Annotated in this window: 14 protein-coding genes and 1 pseudogene; 11 read left to right on the plus strand and 4 right to left on the minus strand. The window is 55.7% G+C overall.

Annotated features, from left to right (window positions below):
* Positions 1 to 829, minus strand: an 829-nt coding sequence (gene dctP / locus GOX53_RS25250; protein WP_171181324.1) for a TRAP transporter substrate-binding protein DctP, incomplete at its 3' end; no start/stop codon positions are given.
* Positions 830 to 926: 97 nt separating this feature from the next.
* Complete coding sequence (locus GOX53_RS25255) at positions 927 to 2,015, minus strand: Gfo/Idh/MocA family protein (protein ID WP_171181325.1); 1,089 nt, start codon at positions 2,013 to 2,015, stop codon at positions 927 to 929.
* A 169-nt stretch (positions 2,016 to 2,184) separates the two neighbouring features.
* Here GOX53_RS25255 and GOX53_RS25260 point away from each other — a divergent pair, with 169 nt between their 5' ends.
* Positions 2,185 to 2,838 (plus strand): GntR family transcriptional regulator, encoded by a 654-nt coding sequence (locus tag GOX53_RS25260; protein WP_171181326.1) that lies wholly within the window; start codon positions 2,185 to 2,187, stop codon positions 2,836 to 2,838.
* Positions 2,839 to 2,969: 131 nt separating this feature from the next.
* Here the strand turns inward: GOX53_RS25260 and GOX53_RS25265 are convergent.
* A pseudogene (locus GOX53_RS25265) lies at positions 2,970 to 3,272 on the minus strand (SLC13 family permease); the annotation flags it as partial.
* Positions 3,273 to 3,309: 37 nt separating this feature from the next.
* Here GOX53_RS25265 and GOX53_RS25270 point away from each other — a divergent pair.
* The 10 genes from GOX53_RS25270 to GOX53_RS25315 all read left to right on the plus strand — a co-directional run bounded on the left by GOX53_RS25270 (position 3,310) and on the right by GOX53_RS25315 (position 15,249).
* Complete coding sequence (locus GOX53_RS25270; protein ID WP_171181327.1) at positions 3,310 to 4,020, plus strand: IS6 family transposase; 711 nt, start codon at positions 3,310 to 3,312, stop codon at positions 4,018 to 4,020.
* 46 nt (positions 4,021 to 4,066) lie between these two features.
* Positions 4,067 to 4,477, plus strand: coding sequence for an ABC transporter permease subunit (locus tag GOX53_RS25275; protein ID WP_217351929.1), 411 nt, complete (start codon positions 4,067 to 4,069; stop codon positions 4,475 to 4,477).
* A 47-nt stretch (positions 4,478 to 4,524) separates the two neighbouring features.
* On the plus strand, positions 4,525 to 5,940 hold the full coding sequence (locus GOX53_RS25280) for an extracellular solute-binding protein (RefSeq protein WP_171181328.1): 1,416 nt from the start codon (positions 4,525 to 4,527) through the stop codon (positions 5,938 to 5,940).
* Positions 5,937 to 7,154, plus strand: coding sequence for an ADP-ribosylglycohydrolase family protein (locus tag GOX53_RS25285; protein WP_171181329.1), 1,218 nt, complete (start codon positions 5,937 to 5,939; stop codon positions 7,152 to 7,154). Before GOX53_RS25280 ends, GOX53_RS25285 begins: the two co-directional genes overlap by 4 nt.
* Positions 7,151 to 8,206 carry an ABC transporter ATP-binding protein gene (locus GOX53_RS25290; protein ID WP_171181330.1) on the plus strand — a complete coding sequence of 352 codons (1,056 nt, stop codon included), beginning with the start codon at positions 7,151 to 7,153 and terminating at the stop codon, positions 8,204 to 8,206. The genes GOX53_RS25285 and GOX53_RS25290 overlap by 4 nt, the downstream gene beginning before the upstream one ends.
* A 43-nt stretch (positions 8,207 to 8,249) precedes the next feature.
* The gene (locus tag GOX53_RS25295; RefSeq protein ID WP_171181331.1) at positions 8,250 to 9,170 is read left to right on the plus strand and encodes a PfkB family carbohydrate kinase; all 921 of its coding nucleotides are present in this window, start codon (positions 8,250 to 8,252) and stop codon (positions 9,168 to 9,170) included.
* The gene (locus tag GOX53_RS25300) at positions 9,167 to 10,198 is read left to right on the plus strand and encodes a DUF475 domain-containing protein (RefSeq protein WP_171181332.1); all 1,032 of its coding nucleotides are present in this window, start codon (positions 9,167 to 9,169) and stop codon (positions 10,196 to 10,198) included. The genes GOX53_RS25295 and GOX53_RS25300 overlap by 4 nt, the downstream gene beginning before the upstream one ends.
* A 714-nt stretch (positions 10,199 to 10,912) precedes the next feature.
* Positions 10,913 to 12,580: a hypothetical protein gene (locus GOX53_RS25305; protein ID WP_171181334.1), complete on the plus strand. Its 1,668-nt coding sequence runs from the start codon at positions 10,913 to 10,915 to the stop codon at positions 12,578 to 12,580.
* A gap of 694 nt (positions 12,581 to 13,274) precedes the next feature.
* Entirely contained in the window at positions 13,275 to 14,078 is an 804-nt protein-coding gene (locus GOX53_RS25310; RefSeq protein ID WP_171181336.1) for an arylamine N-acetyltransferase, read from the plus strand.
* 352 nt (positions 14,079 to 14,430) lie between these two features.
* Positions 14,431 to 15,249: an ankyrin repeat domain-containing protein gene (locus GOX53_RS25315; RefSeq protein ID WP_171181338.1), complete on the plus strand. Its 819-nt coding sequence runs from the start codon at positions 14,431 to 14,433 to the stop codon at positions 15,247 to 15,249.
* Positions 15,250 to 15,557: 308 nt separating this feature from the next.
* Here the strand turns inward: GOX53_RS25315 and GOX53_RS25320 are convergent, their stop codons facing one another.
* Positions 15,558 to 16,022 carry an Lrp/AsnC family transcriptional regulator gene (locus GOX53_RS25320; protein ID WP_371810433.1) on the minus strand — a complete coding sequence of 155 codons (465 nt, stop codon included), beginning with the start codon at positions 16,020 to 16,022 and terminating at the stop codon, positions 15,558 to 15,560.
* Positions 16,023 to 16,069: the final 47 nt, after the last annotated feature.

A 16,069-nucleotide genomic window follows, 5' to 3' on the forward strand; every position in this document is an offset into this window, starting at 1 on the left:
GACCGGATTCGGCTGCAGCATCGGCGGCTTCCTGAACCTTCGCCTGCTGCTCTTCCGACATGTCGTCCCAGACCGCTTTGGAAATCGCGATATAGTTGAGATCGACCAGATGCGAAGTCAGAACGATCTGGCCCGTCACTTCGTAGAACTTCGCGTCGACAACGGTCGGCAGCGGGTTGTCCTGGCCATCAACAGCGCCGGTCGACAGCGCAGTGTAGACTTCCGAGAACGACATCGGCGTCGGGGCCGCACCAAGTGCCTTGCCCAGGAACTGCCATGCATCCGTGCCCGGCATCCTCAGGTTCACGCCGGCCAGATCGGCGGGCGTCATGACAGTTAGCTCGTCTTTGGTCTGCCGCAGGTTCACCTGACGACGGCCCAAATACATGACCGACAGCAGCTTGACGCCCAAGTCGTTTTCAACGGTCGCTTTGAACGCATCCATCAGCGGGTCGTTGAACACCGCAACCTGATGCGCTGCATCCTGATGCACGTAACCAGCGGCAAAGATCGAGAACTCGGGAAAGAACTGCGCCAGTTCCTGCGCCGAAGTGATCGACATTTCCAGATTGCCCCGGCTGATCGCGTCAAGCTCGGTGCCCTGCGCAAAGATCGTTCCGTTATAGCTCGGCTGGTAGTCGACAAAATCGGCCACCATTGGGGCAAAGACCTCGGCCATGGCAACCGAACGCTGGTCGGTTTCCGAACCGGACGTTGCCATCCGTAGTGTGATCTTATCTTCTGCAAATGTCGGCGCTGCGAGACCAACAGCGAGACCGATTGCGGCAAGCGACCCCACCGCTACGCGACGAGCGAGTTTTTTTATCATGGTTTTTCTCCCTTTGATTAGACGAGACCATTTTGGGCCTTCCCTTTATCGCGGATTTTCTTAATTTTGCAAGATAAATGGCAAAACACCCGATGATTTATACCTCAGCAGTTATTTCCCGCGGACAGGAATTTGCTTCCACATCCGGCTCTATGACAACCTCGATGCCGGATTCTGCCGAGGTTCCAATCGCCTCTACGACCTCAAGCGACCGAAGGCCCTCGACCCCGGACACCAATGGCGCTTCAAGGCCATGAATTACATTCGCGAAATGCTCCAACTGAGTGAGCAGAGGATCCTGTGTGTCACAGATCATCGAAGTCGACGACATCGGCATCCACCAATCGGGCGAAGGTGTATGGCGCCAGATTCTAAGATCCGGCAACGACAGCCCGCCTTCCGAACCACCAATCAGGTAGCAGCTTTCATTCGTGGCCGGATAGGCGGGGTTTTCGCGTGCGGTCAACTCCCAACTCCAAGGTGAAACGATGCTGTCGGACACACTGATGGTGGCGACGGCCTGGTTTTGAAACGTCAGAATCGCCGTGGCCAGATCCTCGTTCTCGAACCCGCGTGCAGATGGAACCGAAACCGCCCGAACGGATTTGACGTCACCGCAGAAGTGGCGCAGCAGATCGACATCATGCACAAGGTTGATCGAGATCGGCCCTGCGCCCTTTTTTGTCCGCCAAGGCGCAATCTCGAAATAATGGTCAGGCTTGTAAAACCAGCAGGTTGCCTGCACGGCCCGCACATCGCCGATCATACCGTTGTCCAGCGCGACCTTAGCAGCCTTAACCATTCCGTTGTGCCGCCGGTGGTGTCCAACCAAAAGCGGGGTGCTCGCCTTTTCGGCGGCATCCGTCAAGTGCCTTGCTTCGGCGGCGGTTACAGCTATCGGCTTTTCGATTAACAGCGGGCAGCCTCGCGCGAAACACGCAAGGGCCTGCTCCAGATGCATGGGCGTGGGTGTCGCCACAATCACCCCGTCCGGTTTGGTTGCGTCCAGCATATCCTCTAGATTTGAGAAGGCATCTGTGCCCAGGTTCACCGCCTCGCGACGACTCTTCTCACTTGGGTCAGCCACACCAGCAAGGACCAGATCTGGCGATCGCCGCAAAACCTCTGCATGCCTGCGCCCGATCAGCCCAAATCCGACAACCGCAATTCGTGTAGCGTTTGGCATTTATGTTTTCCTTCGAATCCGGCTTCACATCGTCGACATTAGCAACGCTAATCCGGCAATAACAAGAACATCTGATGATCATCTTTTCAAGATACATTATATTGGGTTTAGTTTGACGCTGACACATGCTAAAAGGCATGATGGCAGCGATAGCGTCAGGTAAAATCCAATGGCTAAATCCTTGAACGAGGTTGGTGCGACAACCTATCAGCGAATCAAGCACGACATCATATTCGGCAATCTTGAACCCGGATCGAAGCTGAAACTCGAGGAGCTTCGCCAGCTTTACTCCGCAAGCGCATCCACATTGCGCGAAACCCTCAGCCGGCTGGCCAGCGAAGGGTTCGTCGATGCGTTGGACCAGCGAGGCTTCTTTGTCACAGCCGTATCGCGCGAGGACCTGATCGAAATTGCCAACCTCCGGGTCCTTCTGGAATGCCATGCCTTGCGGTTGTCGATGGAGAACGGCGACGCCGACTGGGAAGGCGACATCGTCTCCGCGCATCACAAGCTGCACCTGATGGAAAAGAAGATGTTGAGCGGCGACGAAAGCGAGGTCGAGCGATGGAAGCAGTACGACTGGGAATTCCACAAGGCGATGATTCAGGCTTGTGGGTCCCGTAACCTGTTGTCGCTTCACACTGTCCTATTTGACAAATACCTGCGCTATCAGATGCTCGTCCTGACCCACAGGGGCGAGAAGGCCGTCGAAGAACATCGGCGAATTTTCGAAGCGGCACTTGACCGGAACTTCGATCGTGCCGCGCAGGAGTTGAGAGCGCATATCGAAAGAGGATTGGAGCACACCCTTACCGCTTTCTGATATGCCGGAAGAGCGTTAGCTTTGATCAACGCCAAAGTTTGCGACCGATCCGACGGGTTTACTATATCCGGCTGTCGGTCAATGCCGGACGGACTAGCGGCGAGTTGGTCCCGCCCGTCTTAGAGCCCGGCCTACAAGGGCCACATCAGCGGGATTAACGCAGAGGCCAGTAGCCCGACAGACAGATTCAGTGGAATGCCAACTTTGAGAAAGTCTGTAAAACGATATCCTCCTGGTCCATACACCATCATGTTGGTCTGATAGCTGATTGGGGTGGCAAAGGTTGCACTGGCCGCGATCATTACAGCGACCACCAGCGGCCGGGGGTCAATTCCCATGTTCACCGCCAAACCAATGGCCACCGGAGTCAGCACCACCGCAACCGCGTGGTTGATCAACTCAGACAGCACGGATGTCAGCAGATGGCATTGCCAACTTGTTTGCGCGTTCTGAACTGGTTAGGCCTCACGCATGAAGATACCGTTCAAAATGCCGCGCCTGAAGGGCTTTCGTTTTCCGCGTGAGATCATCGCCTATGCCGTCTGGGTCTACCACCGATTTGCGCTCAGCACTGCCGATGTTGAAGATCTGCTCGCGGAACGCGGTGTAACGGTCAGTCGGGAAACGATCCGGCAATGGGTCAACCGCTTTGGCGGCCATTTCGCGAATTGCATCAGGCGAGACCGGCCAGCCGCCGCCGACAAATGGCATTTGGACGAAGTGGTCATCCCGATCAACGGTCGGAAATGCTGGCTCTGGCGGGCCGTGGATGCGAACGGAGATACTCTTGATATCCTCGTCCAACCACGGCGGAGTGCTAAGGCAGCCCGGCGCTTTCTGAAGCGGTTGATTTCACAATTCGGCGAACCCCGTGTTGTGATCACGGATAAGTTGCGAAGCTATTTTAAGCCGATCCGCGATCTTGCACCGGGCGCGGATCACCGAGCACACAAAGGGTTGAACAACCGGATCGAAGGATCACACAGACCCACTCGAAAACGTGAGAAGCTGATGGGCCGTTTCAAATCTCTAAGACAGGTCCAAAGGTTTCTTGCCGCTCACGACCAGATCAACACCGTCTTTCGACCCCGCCGCTATCAACTCTCCATCGTCTCATACCGTCACGCCAGAACCGATGCTTTCGGCCTCTGGGATGGTTACGCTCTCGAAATGACCGCCTGACAGACGCAGGCCAGACCGCCGTCAGCCGCGTGCAAACAAGTTGGCAATGCCCGAGGAAGTGCCGGAAGAACTCCTCGAGGCGGCCGAGCTCGATGGTGCCAATCCCTTCCAGACGCTCTGGTACGTGATCGTGCCAGTGGCCAAATCTTCGATCGCCATGATCACGCTCTTTTATCTCGTACTAAACTGGAACGAGTTCTTTCGGGCGATGATTTACCTCAACGATCCGGACAAATGGCCGTTGCAGGTCGTGCTCCGCCAGTTCGTTGTGGAAGGCGACAAGGTTGGCATGGTCGGGCTCGCGAACGTGTCTGCCAACACGGATGTGAACCAGATCAGCATCCGAGCGCTAAAGGCCGGAATGATCACGCTCACAATCGCCCCGCTCGTCCTGATTTATCCGCTCATCCTCAAATACTTCACCAAGGGCACGATGTCCGGCGCGGTGAAGGGATGACACTCAGACTCAAACCCATCGTTTAACTCAAAGGGAGATCCCAACACATGTTTACCAAGACGAAACTGACTTTCTCCGCGGCGCTTCTTGCTAGCACCTGCCTTGGCGGGGCCGCCTTGGCTGAGTCCGGTACGGTCCGCATGGTCCTCAAGGACTTCATTTCGACGAACCCCAACTCGGTGGCGCATATCGAACGCATCGAGGCGGCCCTGGCTGAACAGGGCCATGACATCGATATCGAACTCGTCGATCTTCCGGCGTCTGGATATGCCGACGCGCTTGGCATCATGCTTCTGTCGGGGGATATTCCCGATCTGATCTATTTCCAGGGCGGTGACCGCAAGATCGCGGACCAGGACGTGCTCGAAGACTGGCGTCCGTGGATCGGTGAAACAGAATATCTCAAGGATGCGCTCTATCCGCACAACACGGCGCGGCTGAACAACTACCCTTTCCTGATGCATGTCTTCCCTCTCCGGGCGCAGCAGCCGGTCGTCCGGACGGACTGGCTCGACGCTACAGGTCTTGGCGCGCCGGCAACCGTTGAAGACTACACCGCGCTCCTGACCGCCATCAGAGACGGCGATCTTGATGGCGACGGCGAGGCCAACACCTTCGGGACAACGGCCGGCGGAAGTCTCAAGGAGCTCAACGGCTACCTGAACCCCGCCTTCGGTATCACCGCGACCTGGCTCGAGGACGGTAGCGGGGGCTGGACGCATTCCCAGATCAGCGACCAGGAACGGGATAAGCTGACCTACTACAACCAGCTCTTCAGCGACGGACTCTTGGACCCCGAATACGTCACGATCAATTGGGAGGCCAAGGAAGACCGCTTCTATACTGGTCGGGTCGGGGTTGTCTCGGCGTCCCGGCCCTCGAACGTGGTTGTCTATCAGACAAAGATGAACACGGTGCATCCCGATACAACACTCACGCTTATAGATCCTCCCAAGGGTCCAGGTGGTCAGGGTCTTCTGGCGGTTGACGTATCAAAGGAGAGCCGTGGTTGGGCGATGTCTGCCTTGTCGAAGAACAAGGAAGCCGTGGTCGCCCTCCTCGACTTCATGGCCAGCCCCGAAGGCCAGTTCATGGAGCAGTTCGGTCTGGAAGGCATCCACCACGAGATGGAGGGCGATCAGGTGAAGGTTCTTCCGGAACTTGGCTCCTGGGAGAGCCCGTTCATGATCTCGGCATCCTGGAAACCGCCCGTGGACCTCTTCCCGGCGCCTGCCGCCAAGTATCTGGAGAACACCCAGACCTACTTCCTGCCGGACAATGCATTCGCGTTCCCGTCGGACTACGCAGCTGCAGTGGATGCGACTACCAACGCCCACAACGAATGGGCGTTCAAGTTTGTCTCCGGGTCAGCCTCATTCGACCAATGGGATGAATACGTGGCAGCCTGGAAGGCTGCCGGTGGCAAGAGCCTGATCGATTACGCAGGCCAGGTTCTCCAATGATGAAGCACGAAGCGCTAGACGCGACCTTTCGGGGTCGCGTCCGTGCCGCTCTTTTTGGCATCGCCTATGGCGATGCGATGGGCGGTCCGGTCGAGAAGTTATCCGCCCGCGAGATAGCGGAAAGGTATGGCCGCGTGACGTCGATCGATCAGCGCTGGCATCGCCTGGACGAAGACGAAGTCTCACGCAATGGCCGCACGCGAGGACATGGCATTATCACGGACGACACGCTCATGACCCTCTATCTGACGGAGGTCTACGCGGATCTGGGACGTCACATCGATGCCTGGGACATGGCGGGCCCGTTTGTGAAGAAGATCGCGTGGGAGACGCGGTGGATCCCTGAATTGGAGAAGGACACCGTTCTGATCGAGCGTCTCTTCTATCCGGAAAAGTGGATCTATCACCGGCTCCAGCTCGCGGCGTGTGATCCGCGGCAAGGCGGTATCGGCAATATGGTGAACTGCGGGGCCGCGATGTATGCCGCGCCAATCGGCGTGGTCAATGCCTGTGATCCCGCCCGTGCCTATGACGAAGCCATCAGCTTCATGTCCGGTCATCAGCAAAGTTATGGGCTCGAAGCTGCGGGAGTTTTTGCGGCTTGCGTCGCTGAGGCGTTCCGCCCCGGGGCCACAGTCGAGGATATCATCGCGACGGCCCTCGCGTTTGCCAAGGACGGAACGCGCGCGGCGATCGGTTCGGCCTATCAGGTCGCGCGGTCGCATGTGGGGTCTGGCTCGGATTACGAGGTCGTTGTCTCGGATCTCCACGCCGCGATGCTACCCTATTCGCCCATGGGCGACGACGTCCGCCACGGCCCGGAAAAGGCCGGTGTTGCAACGGCGGCCTATCAACCCTCAAGGCTTCTGTCGATCGAAGAGCTCCCGCTGGCTCTCGCCTTCATGGTTCTCAACCAAGGTGATTTCACCAAGACAATCGAAGACGCAATCAACTCCGGTCGTGACACGGATTCCATTGGCATCATGGCCGGAGCCATTCTTGGCGCGATGGCGGGTGAGACCGTGGTTGATGTGTCGATTCTCGAGCGATTGAATTCAACAAACAAGCTGGATCTCCTTGCGAGCGCTGACGCCTTTGCAACGGCCGCGGCCGACATCATTCGCGCCGATCTGGCTCGTCAGGCGGATCGGATGGAGCTGATCGCGACGCTTCTAAAGGCCGAGGCCGTAACCGGGAAGGAAGATACGACATGAAACACATTGTCCTGGACGGTTTGGGCAAAGCCTATGGCAGTGTCGAAATATTCAACGACCTGAACCTCGAAATCGAAGAAGGTGAGTTCGTCGTGCTCGTCGGGCCTTCAGGCTGCGGGAAATCGACGCTTCTACGCCTCATCGCCGGTCTCGAGGACATCACTTCGGGCGATCTTCTGATCGGAGAGGAGCGGGTCAACAACAAACCCGCCAAACAGCGCGACATCGCCATGGTGTTCCAAAGCTATGCGCTTTACCCGCATATGAAGGTGGCCGACAATATGAGCTTCGCACTGAAGCTCTCCAAGGTCCCAAAATCCGAACGTGCCGAACGCGTGAAGGAGGCCGCGGATATTCTGGGTCTGACCGATCTGTTGGACCGGCTGCCTCGGGACCTTTCCGGCGGCCAGCGTCAGCGTGTTGCTATGGGCCGGGCGATCGTACGCGACCCGCAGGCGTTTCTCTTCGATGAGCCGCTATCCAACCTTGATGCAAAGCTGCGCCACAAGATGCGCGGAGAGATCCGCAAGATGCATCAGCGTCTCGGACGCACCATGATCTACGTGACCCACGATCAGACCGAGGCCATGACCATGGCAGACCGTATCGTCGTGATGCATGGCGGCAGAATCGAGCAGGTCGGGGCACCGCGCGACCTCTACAGCGATCCGGACAATCTCTTTGTGGCCGGATTCATCGGCACGCCAGAAATCAACCGGTTTCCGGGTCGGATCGACGGTGAAACAGTGTCACTTGACTGCGGTGTGACGTTCTCGATGAAGCTGACGCAGCCGGTTGCGGTTGGGACGGAGATCATCTGTGGGTTCCGACCGCATCATCTGGCGGTCTCCACGGAAGGTCCAGAGGCGGAAATTGCCCTGGTTGAACCAACCGGCGAGGGCCAGGAACTGCAGGTTCGGATCGAAGCACAGGACGTGACGATCGTCCTGAACGAACAATCGGACGTCAAAGTCGGGCAACGCGTCCACTTGGGATTCGACACCTCCAGAACACTGCTCTTCGACGCAAAATCCGAAAACCGGTTGAGATAGCCCTCGCCGTGTGGCTTCCGACGTTCCTCAACTTGTGTGACATATGCTGACGATTTTTGGCTCAATCAACATTGATAAGGTGATCCGTGTGCCGTCGATCCCCAAGCCGGGCGAGACCACGCTCGGGGTCCGCGTTATGGACGCGCATGGTGGTAAGGGCGCCAATCAGGCGATCGCGGCCGCGCGCGCAGGCGCAGGAGATGTTCCTGTGATGATGATCGGGGCTGTGGGGGAGGATGATCACGGGCACTCGGCGCGCGAGAACTTCGCTGAAAACGGTGTTCGAACGGAGATCGCGACGCTCTCTGAGGTCGCCACCGGAACGGCCTTCATAACGTTGAGCCAGGACGGCGAGAACGCCATCACGGTCGCGCCCGGTGCGAATGGCCGCCTGACCACCGACGCGGCATCGCCGTCCACGCTTTCGGCAACGAGTGTTCTGTTGTGCCAGGGTGAAGTTTGCTTGAGCGAAACCGTCGCTGTCATGTCCGCATATCGCAAGGCCCGCCCCGAAGGGACCATCATCCTCAATCTCGCACCGGTGCCAGGCAAAGACGATGCGGAAGCCGTAAGCGCGGCACTCGAGCTTAGTGATGTCGTTGTCGTCAATGCGTTGGAGGCAGACGCCGTCTCCGGCCTGCTTTTGCGACAGGGCGACCTCCCTGCCCTGTCGCAACAGTACCATTGTTCCGTTGTTGTGACCTTGGGGCCGGATGGTGCCGAACTGGTCACACCATCTGGGTCGGCCGCGAACACCTCCAGTCCCCGGATCGACCCCGTCGATACCACCGGGGCCGGTGACACCTTCTGCGGTGTGATCGCCATGTTGATGGCCGAAGGTCAGAAAATCGAACCTGCAATGACGCTGGCCTGCAAGGCGGCTGCCCTGGCGTGTAGTGTTGTCGGCGCCCAGACCGGCATGCCGAAGCGGGCCGACATACTGAAAGACACGTCCTCCACATGAACTCCACATTCTCTTATTTCAGGCTGCCGGTCGCAGCCACTGTCATTGGTATCTTGGCTATTGCCTGGTTCGGCTTCGCCACGACCGGTTCCACCACCGGCGCTTTGACCTTTCTTCTGATCGGGCTGACCCTCACGCTGCTCGAAATCTCGCTGTCGTTCGACAACGCCGTCGTCAACGCAAACAAGCTCAAGTTCATGACGCCGGTCTGGCAACGACGGTTTTTGACCTGGGGTATCCTTATCGCCGTCTTCGGCATGCGGATTGTTTTTCCGATCGTGATTGTGTCGGTCGCGGCCGGAGTGGGTCCGGTTGAGGCCACGTTGCTCGCGGCCACGGAACCCGAAACCTACTCCCAAATCATGCACGACGCCCATGTGTCCGTTGCCGCCTTTGGTGGCACTTACCTGATGATGGTGGCACTCAGCTTCTTTGTCGACAAGGAGAAGAACGTGGACTGGATCCGCTTCGTCGAATGCCGCCTGAGGTCTTGGGCCGATCTTCGCGCCATCGAGATCGTCCTGGTCCTTTGCATCATTGTGGGGTTCACGATGGCGCAGAAGGAAGGCCATGAGGCCGAGTTCCTCTTTGCCTCAGTCCTCGGACTTCTCGCCTTCCTGCTTGTCGACGTTCTGGGGGATGTGCTCGACAAGGGTCAGACCAAGGCGGCGGTGGCATCAGGTGGACTTGGCGCTTTCCTTTACCTCGAAGTGCTCGATGCGTCCTTCAGCTTCGACGGTGTGATCGGCGCCTTCGCCCTCACAAACAACATGTTCCTGATCGCTGTTGGCCTCGGGATCGGCGCCTTCTACGTTCGCTCGATGACCATCATGCTCGTGGACAAGGAGACCCTGTCACAGTTGCGGTTTCTGGAGCACGGCGCGTTCTACTCTGTACTCGCCCTCGCCACGATCATGCTCACCCAATCGGTTGTCACGGTTCCGGAGTATGTCACCGGACCTTTGAGCATCGCGTTCATCGCCGTGGCGACGGTCAGTTCGGTGCGATATGCAAGACGCACTACTTGATCACACGATAGCCTGTTTTCGGCGCAGGGTTCATCGAAGTACTAACATCAATCCAAGACTATGGTTCTTTTCCTCGCCGCATTCACGACTTGAGTATCACCTACTGCGGACCGCACTAGGTCACTCTCAGCGCATTCGCCCATTCACAACCTCTGCCATGATCCGCCTTGCGAGCTCGGAATCCAAAGCTGTGTCACAGTGAATTACTGCTTCCCGTCTGTGGTGCTTCTCTCTGCAATCGCCAAGCACGCAAAGCGGTCATTCAGAAACAGAAATCAAACGGCAGTTATGTCCCGCGCCTTCCCCCTTCACTGAGCGGAACTGAATGTCCGAACTGCGCCGCTCGCGACTTGCTGCGCGCGCATAGCAAGGAAGCGTGGCTAAAGGCGGCAATGGGCTCATACAACCTGTTCGAACCTGTCGCAGAGAACGGAGGCAGAGAGCCCATTTTACCGAATGCTGCGGGCAGCACCGGCGGCCACTTTGCCGATCTTGCAGTCATTCGCTGCGCGTGCAGCAATTCGTTCGGAACATTTCCTACGACGGGCAAGGCGGACGCCAACCGGAAATTCGGCACGGATCGCTCTAACGACGACACAGCTGACAAAGCAGGAACTTGCGATTATCGGAAATTCGAACTATTATCCGTGTTTGTTTTGCCACGTTAAATCATATTAAAATCATGCCGGCCCATACTTCTACGCGGAGATTACCATGTCGAGTAGCGACTTAACGGACAGAGAAGTCAAAAAACGGCCAAAACCGGAGCTAAATGAACGTTGGTGGAAGAGCGCTTGGCCAGGAGACAAACAGCCGGGCAACTACGCTCCTATGATTTTCTCAATAAAGGATTACAAGAAGGCACTTCGAGGGTCTTCAAAGGATGACTTAATCTCAGCGCTGGAGGACCTAAAGCGGAAAACAGAAGCGTTGAGAAAGGATGCAAAATCGTCTTTTCGGAAGGAAAAAAACAGAGAGAAAGCCATAACTACGGATCTGGACAAGTTTGATAAGCTTGTTGATGCTGAAATCGCACGAACACAGAAGGTTGGCACAGCCACTCGCGAAGTTTTTCGGTTTAACTTCGGGAACCGAGTAGAGGCAGCCCTAAAATCGGACAAATATGCTTCGGGAATGGTTTTCAAGTCAGATGACGTAAGAATCGAACTGCTTGAAGCCATGGTCCAAGATTTGGATACAAAAAACCTGCTGAACGCGCTATTTGCAGAATACTCTCAGCCTCTCGAACGCCGGGTCAAGGTCGCGGCAACCGAAATACGGAAGATGGCCAAGGAACGGGTTGGCAAGCATCGTGGCACGACTTGCGAGAAGGCGGTCGAAATCATTAACATCCATGCCGGGACATTGGCAGTAGAACACCACAAGGCACCAACCAACGTTCTGCGGAAGGCTGGTCTCAATGCGGCCATGGAGGCAGAGTACAAAAAAGCTCTGAAAAAGCGCCGAAAACAGATAGCAAAGTCAGCGGCGATGACCGGGTTAGCTGGAGCAGCAATTGCCTTGCCGGGGACACAACCCCTTGCAATCTATGCCTGCGCCAGGTCAGCAGCCGGTTTGGCTCAGCAAATCGTTGAGCATAATCTTAGTATTAGCAAAGCAGCATCTTTGCTCGAAAAGAAACTAAAATTGCTTCAAAGGAATTTCTCCGTCGCATCTTCCGAGTTGAAAGGCTTAACGACGCTGGCTTCTGCCGCATCCGAGGTAGGCTCCGCAGGCGGAGGGGTATCAGAGAAACGGAAACGCAAAAAAGCAAAACGTAGTGTAGCGGAGACCGGCAGCACTACCTTTAACGCCCTGATCGGTGTTGATTTATTCCCCACGTTGGAGAAGGCGACAGCGGATCTGAAGACCCTGAAAATGAACACGAGGCACGGTGGATTCCAAGCCCAGAAACTGATTGATGAAGTGATGGACATGTTGGACGCGATTGACGATTTGAAAAAAATCGCCAAGTTTCCAAAGGCACCAAACAAGGAGTTTTTCTATACCAAAGTGTACAAAGACCTGGATCAATGCATGAACGAGTTTGCTCGTCCGCTTGACAAACTTCTCAAAAGCGCAACCAAGATATCAGGTCGCTATCACACTGTGGAGCAAAAAATCAAATCACTTGATGCAACGCTCAAACGGATTGGAAACATATCAAAGGCACAGGAGCGGGCCAATTTGGTGGCGAAGACGCTCGTGGAATTGTCGGCAATCGCAGGAGGGGGTGCGGCTGACGCGTCTGCTGCAATCGCGTATGCCGAGGCATCAGTAACACTGGCGGAGAAGGTGGCAGCAGGATCTATCGCCATAGTCGGAACCGCTGATGAATTGAAATCCAAGGTGAAAGACCTCAATGATTTTGCCAACAGTTGAATCTTGGCAGCGAAGACAAGAGATATCCTGAGTATCGGAACGAGCATTGTCCCATTCCCTTCAAGTGTCATGAGAACATCGAAACTGTGAGGCTTAATTTCTACGATTTGGCAATCCGGATTCAAGTAATCAGCCGCAATGACAAATGTTGGTGGCCATCTTATTCTGTTTATTGCAAGGATGGGTTGGATAACTTGCATTGGACTTGTTGCTGAAATTCACAGAAACTAGTCCAAAGTCCGTTCTGGGGTCGGACAAACCACGCTACCGACATTGCGTGTGAAAAAAGTAATCAGTCCGACGGCGGCAATGCGCAGAAAGCGCCAGTTCACCGCTCGAGACCGAACGACGGGAAAGTCCGCTCACCTTCCATATGCCATCGGATGCTGAACGTCCGGAATAGTGCGTTCGCAACCTGCTGCATGAGCGAAAGACTGAAGTGTGATCAACGGCAGCTCGGGGCTCAAGGGCCTGTTGAGGCTCGCCGCAGAGAGCGGTGGCAAAGAGCCCAAAGTACCGGAGGTGTATGTTCAACCAAAATGCGACTTTAGGCCGTTTTGCGGTCGTGCAGGCTTCCAGGTCTCGTTTCACTCGCGCATTTGTCCCCAAAAAGCTCTTTACCTCAACTTAGCTTGAGGAACTACACCAGTTGAGAAAGCGTGGAATCAACAGCTCTGGGACATGGAGAGGAACGATGCAGTTGGATGCCTACTTGAAAAGAATCGAGTATTCGCAGCCTCTTGAACCAGATCGCTCTACGCTCGATGGCTTGGTGAAAGCACAGTTGAGAACAATTCCATTCGAAAACCTTGATCAGCAAATGGGTGTCGATGTCTCGACCGCAGTCGACCGGGCTTACGAAAAGGTGGTGCTACGACAAAGTGGCGGCTGGTGCTTTGAACTCAACGGGCTGTTCGGCTGGGTACTCAGGGAGATCGGCTTTGAAGTGGCGGTGCTTGCGGGGCATGTCGGACCGGACAAACCGCAGCCCGGCGAAACGGGCGACCACATGTTGTTACACGTAGACTGCGATGGCCCGTTGCTTGTCGATGTCGGATTTGGCGGGGGGCCATATCAACCAGTCCCGTTGCGGCCCGGCACATTTTCCCAACCACCCTACACCATTTCAATCAGCAATGAAGGCGATGGGTGGTACAAATATTCGGAACTCGCCGATGGAAACGAGAGCAACTATTGGTTCACATTGGACAAAGTGGAAACCAGCCATTTTGAAACGGCAAACCGGCAGTTGCAATCCGACCCGAATTCGCCGTTCAGGCGCACCCTCACGGCGCAACGGCGCGTCCGGAACAAGCACGTTGTTCTACGTGGGCTTGTTAAGAGGACAATCGATGAAGCCGGAACTCGGGAAGTGCGATTGTCGAGCGAGCAGGCGCTTGTTGATTGTCTGAAAAATGACTTCAATCTTGATATCCCGCAAATTGCGACGTGTTGGCCGGCATTGATACGGCGCCACGAAGAGCTGTTTGGAACGTAGAAAATAACCTGCTGATGTCGGGATGGTCTGCCATTCAATTCGGTCGGAAAGCGTTTGAATGCTTGGCAGGTAGGTAAGTTCTTTAGCCACACATTCGACGCCCTTGGGTAACGGCAGCAAAGTCCGCATTTTCCCAGTTCAAGCATGGTGCATGCGAGCGTCCGGTTTGAGAGGTTTGCGACGTGCCGCATGAGCGAAATTGGCTTGTCCGATGAAGGGCAGCAAAGGGCTCACAACCTGTTCGAACCTGTCGCAGAGAACGGTGGCAGAGAGACCATGGCGATGACCGGTTTGGTTGCGGCCAAATCTCTCTGCGCGTACGGTCAGATGATTGTGGCGGGAGGTTTCCTTGATGCGATCCATTGTTGCAGCGAGCCTGATTTTTGCGGCCTTTTCGTCGGCCTCGTTTGCCGAGATGATCCATCTGCATGCAAAGAAGGGAAACATAGAAGGCGTTCTGGCCGAGTTAGATAAAGGTGTCGCACTGGAAATCCGTAGTACCAGCATGACAAGCGCACCCGGCGTTACTCCCTTATTTGTTGCGGCGAAATTCGGCCACGTGGATCTTGTGAAGGAGCTTCTAGCGAGAGGAGCTGACCCCACAATCTTCTTTTACCAAGAGAATGGCGCCTATACTGTGGGAACGGCACTACATCACGCAGCGGGCTACGGTCATACAGAGGTGGTTCGGGTTCTCATTGAAGCGGGTGCAGATCCTGCAAACTATGAGCCATATATTTCCACACCGTTGCACCAAGCCCTCCGAGCCGGGAATTTGGAAATAGCCAACATGCTGGTCGAAGCAGGGGCACCACGCAAAGTAGAATTCCCCTCAATTGCAGATGCAATTGCAGGCGCCGACCGCGAGAGAGGGGCGCAGCTAGCCAAAGGCTGCGAGATTTGCCATGGAGTTCCTTCAAGGTCTCGGGGCATGGGTAACAACGGCCCAAATCTTTGGGGCGTCTATGGCAGCGCCACAGCGTCCGACCCCTACTTTGAATACTCCAGCTATCTGCGCAATTTGAATGCGGTTTGGGATGCGGATGCGCTCAACAACTATCTGGCAAGCCCTTATCAGTTTGTACCGGGGACTAAAAAAGTAATGCTCGGATTTGCCAGCGAGGATGATCGTGCATCGTTAATCGCGTTTCTCGTAACTTTGTCTGATTGACGCAAAACACGAGTGTCCGCCTCATCCCGCGCCTTCCCCTTTCACTTAGCGGAACCGAATGTCCGGACTGCGCCGTTCACGACTTGCTGCGCGCGCATAGTAAGGAAGCGTGGCTAAGGCGGCTGAGGGCTCTCAAGGACCTGTTGAGGCTCGCCGCAGAGAGTGGCGGCAGCGAGCCCATTCTGTCTAATGCCGCATTTGATCTAAATTGCTCCTATACAAAGTATCCCGCCATTCGCATCTCATTCGGCAAAAGCTTCAGTGCTCGAATGCCGACTTGGCGAGTTGAGGTTATCAGACTGGTGCTCCTATGGTATTCGCGCCATTCCAGCCTTTACGCGCCGCAGCGGGATCGAAGATTCGATGGATGCCACTCCATGTAACTTGGTCAGCTTGCCGACCAGAAACTGTTCGAACTCTTTGAGGCCAGTTGTTGCAATTCTGAGCATGTAGTCACGGTTGCCGGTCATCAGCCAGCACTCTACCACTTCAGGAAATTCGGAAATTGCGGCTTCGAAACGGGCAAGAGCTTCGTCTACCTGTTTGTCCAGTTGAACCGAGACGAATACGGATACATCGTATCCCAACGCAGCTTCGTCAATGATAGCACTGTAGCCATTGATGATACCGGATTTTTCCAGATTTCGAACACGGCGCGATATGGGTGTCGGACTCAGCCCGACCCGATCACTTAGCTCATTAATAGAGATTCTGCCGTCACGCTGGAGTGCGCGCAATATCCGGACATCAAATTCATCGATCTTGGCGGATATCACCACAGTTTTTCCTAATGTTCACGTTATACACCACAATGCCGCGA

The organism is Ruegeria sp. HKCCD8929 (assembly GCF_013031405.1).
Classification (GTDB): Bacteria; Pseudomonadota; Alphaproteobacteria; order Rhodobacterales; family Rhodobacteraceae; genus Ruegeria.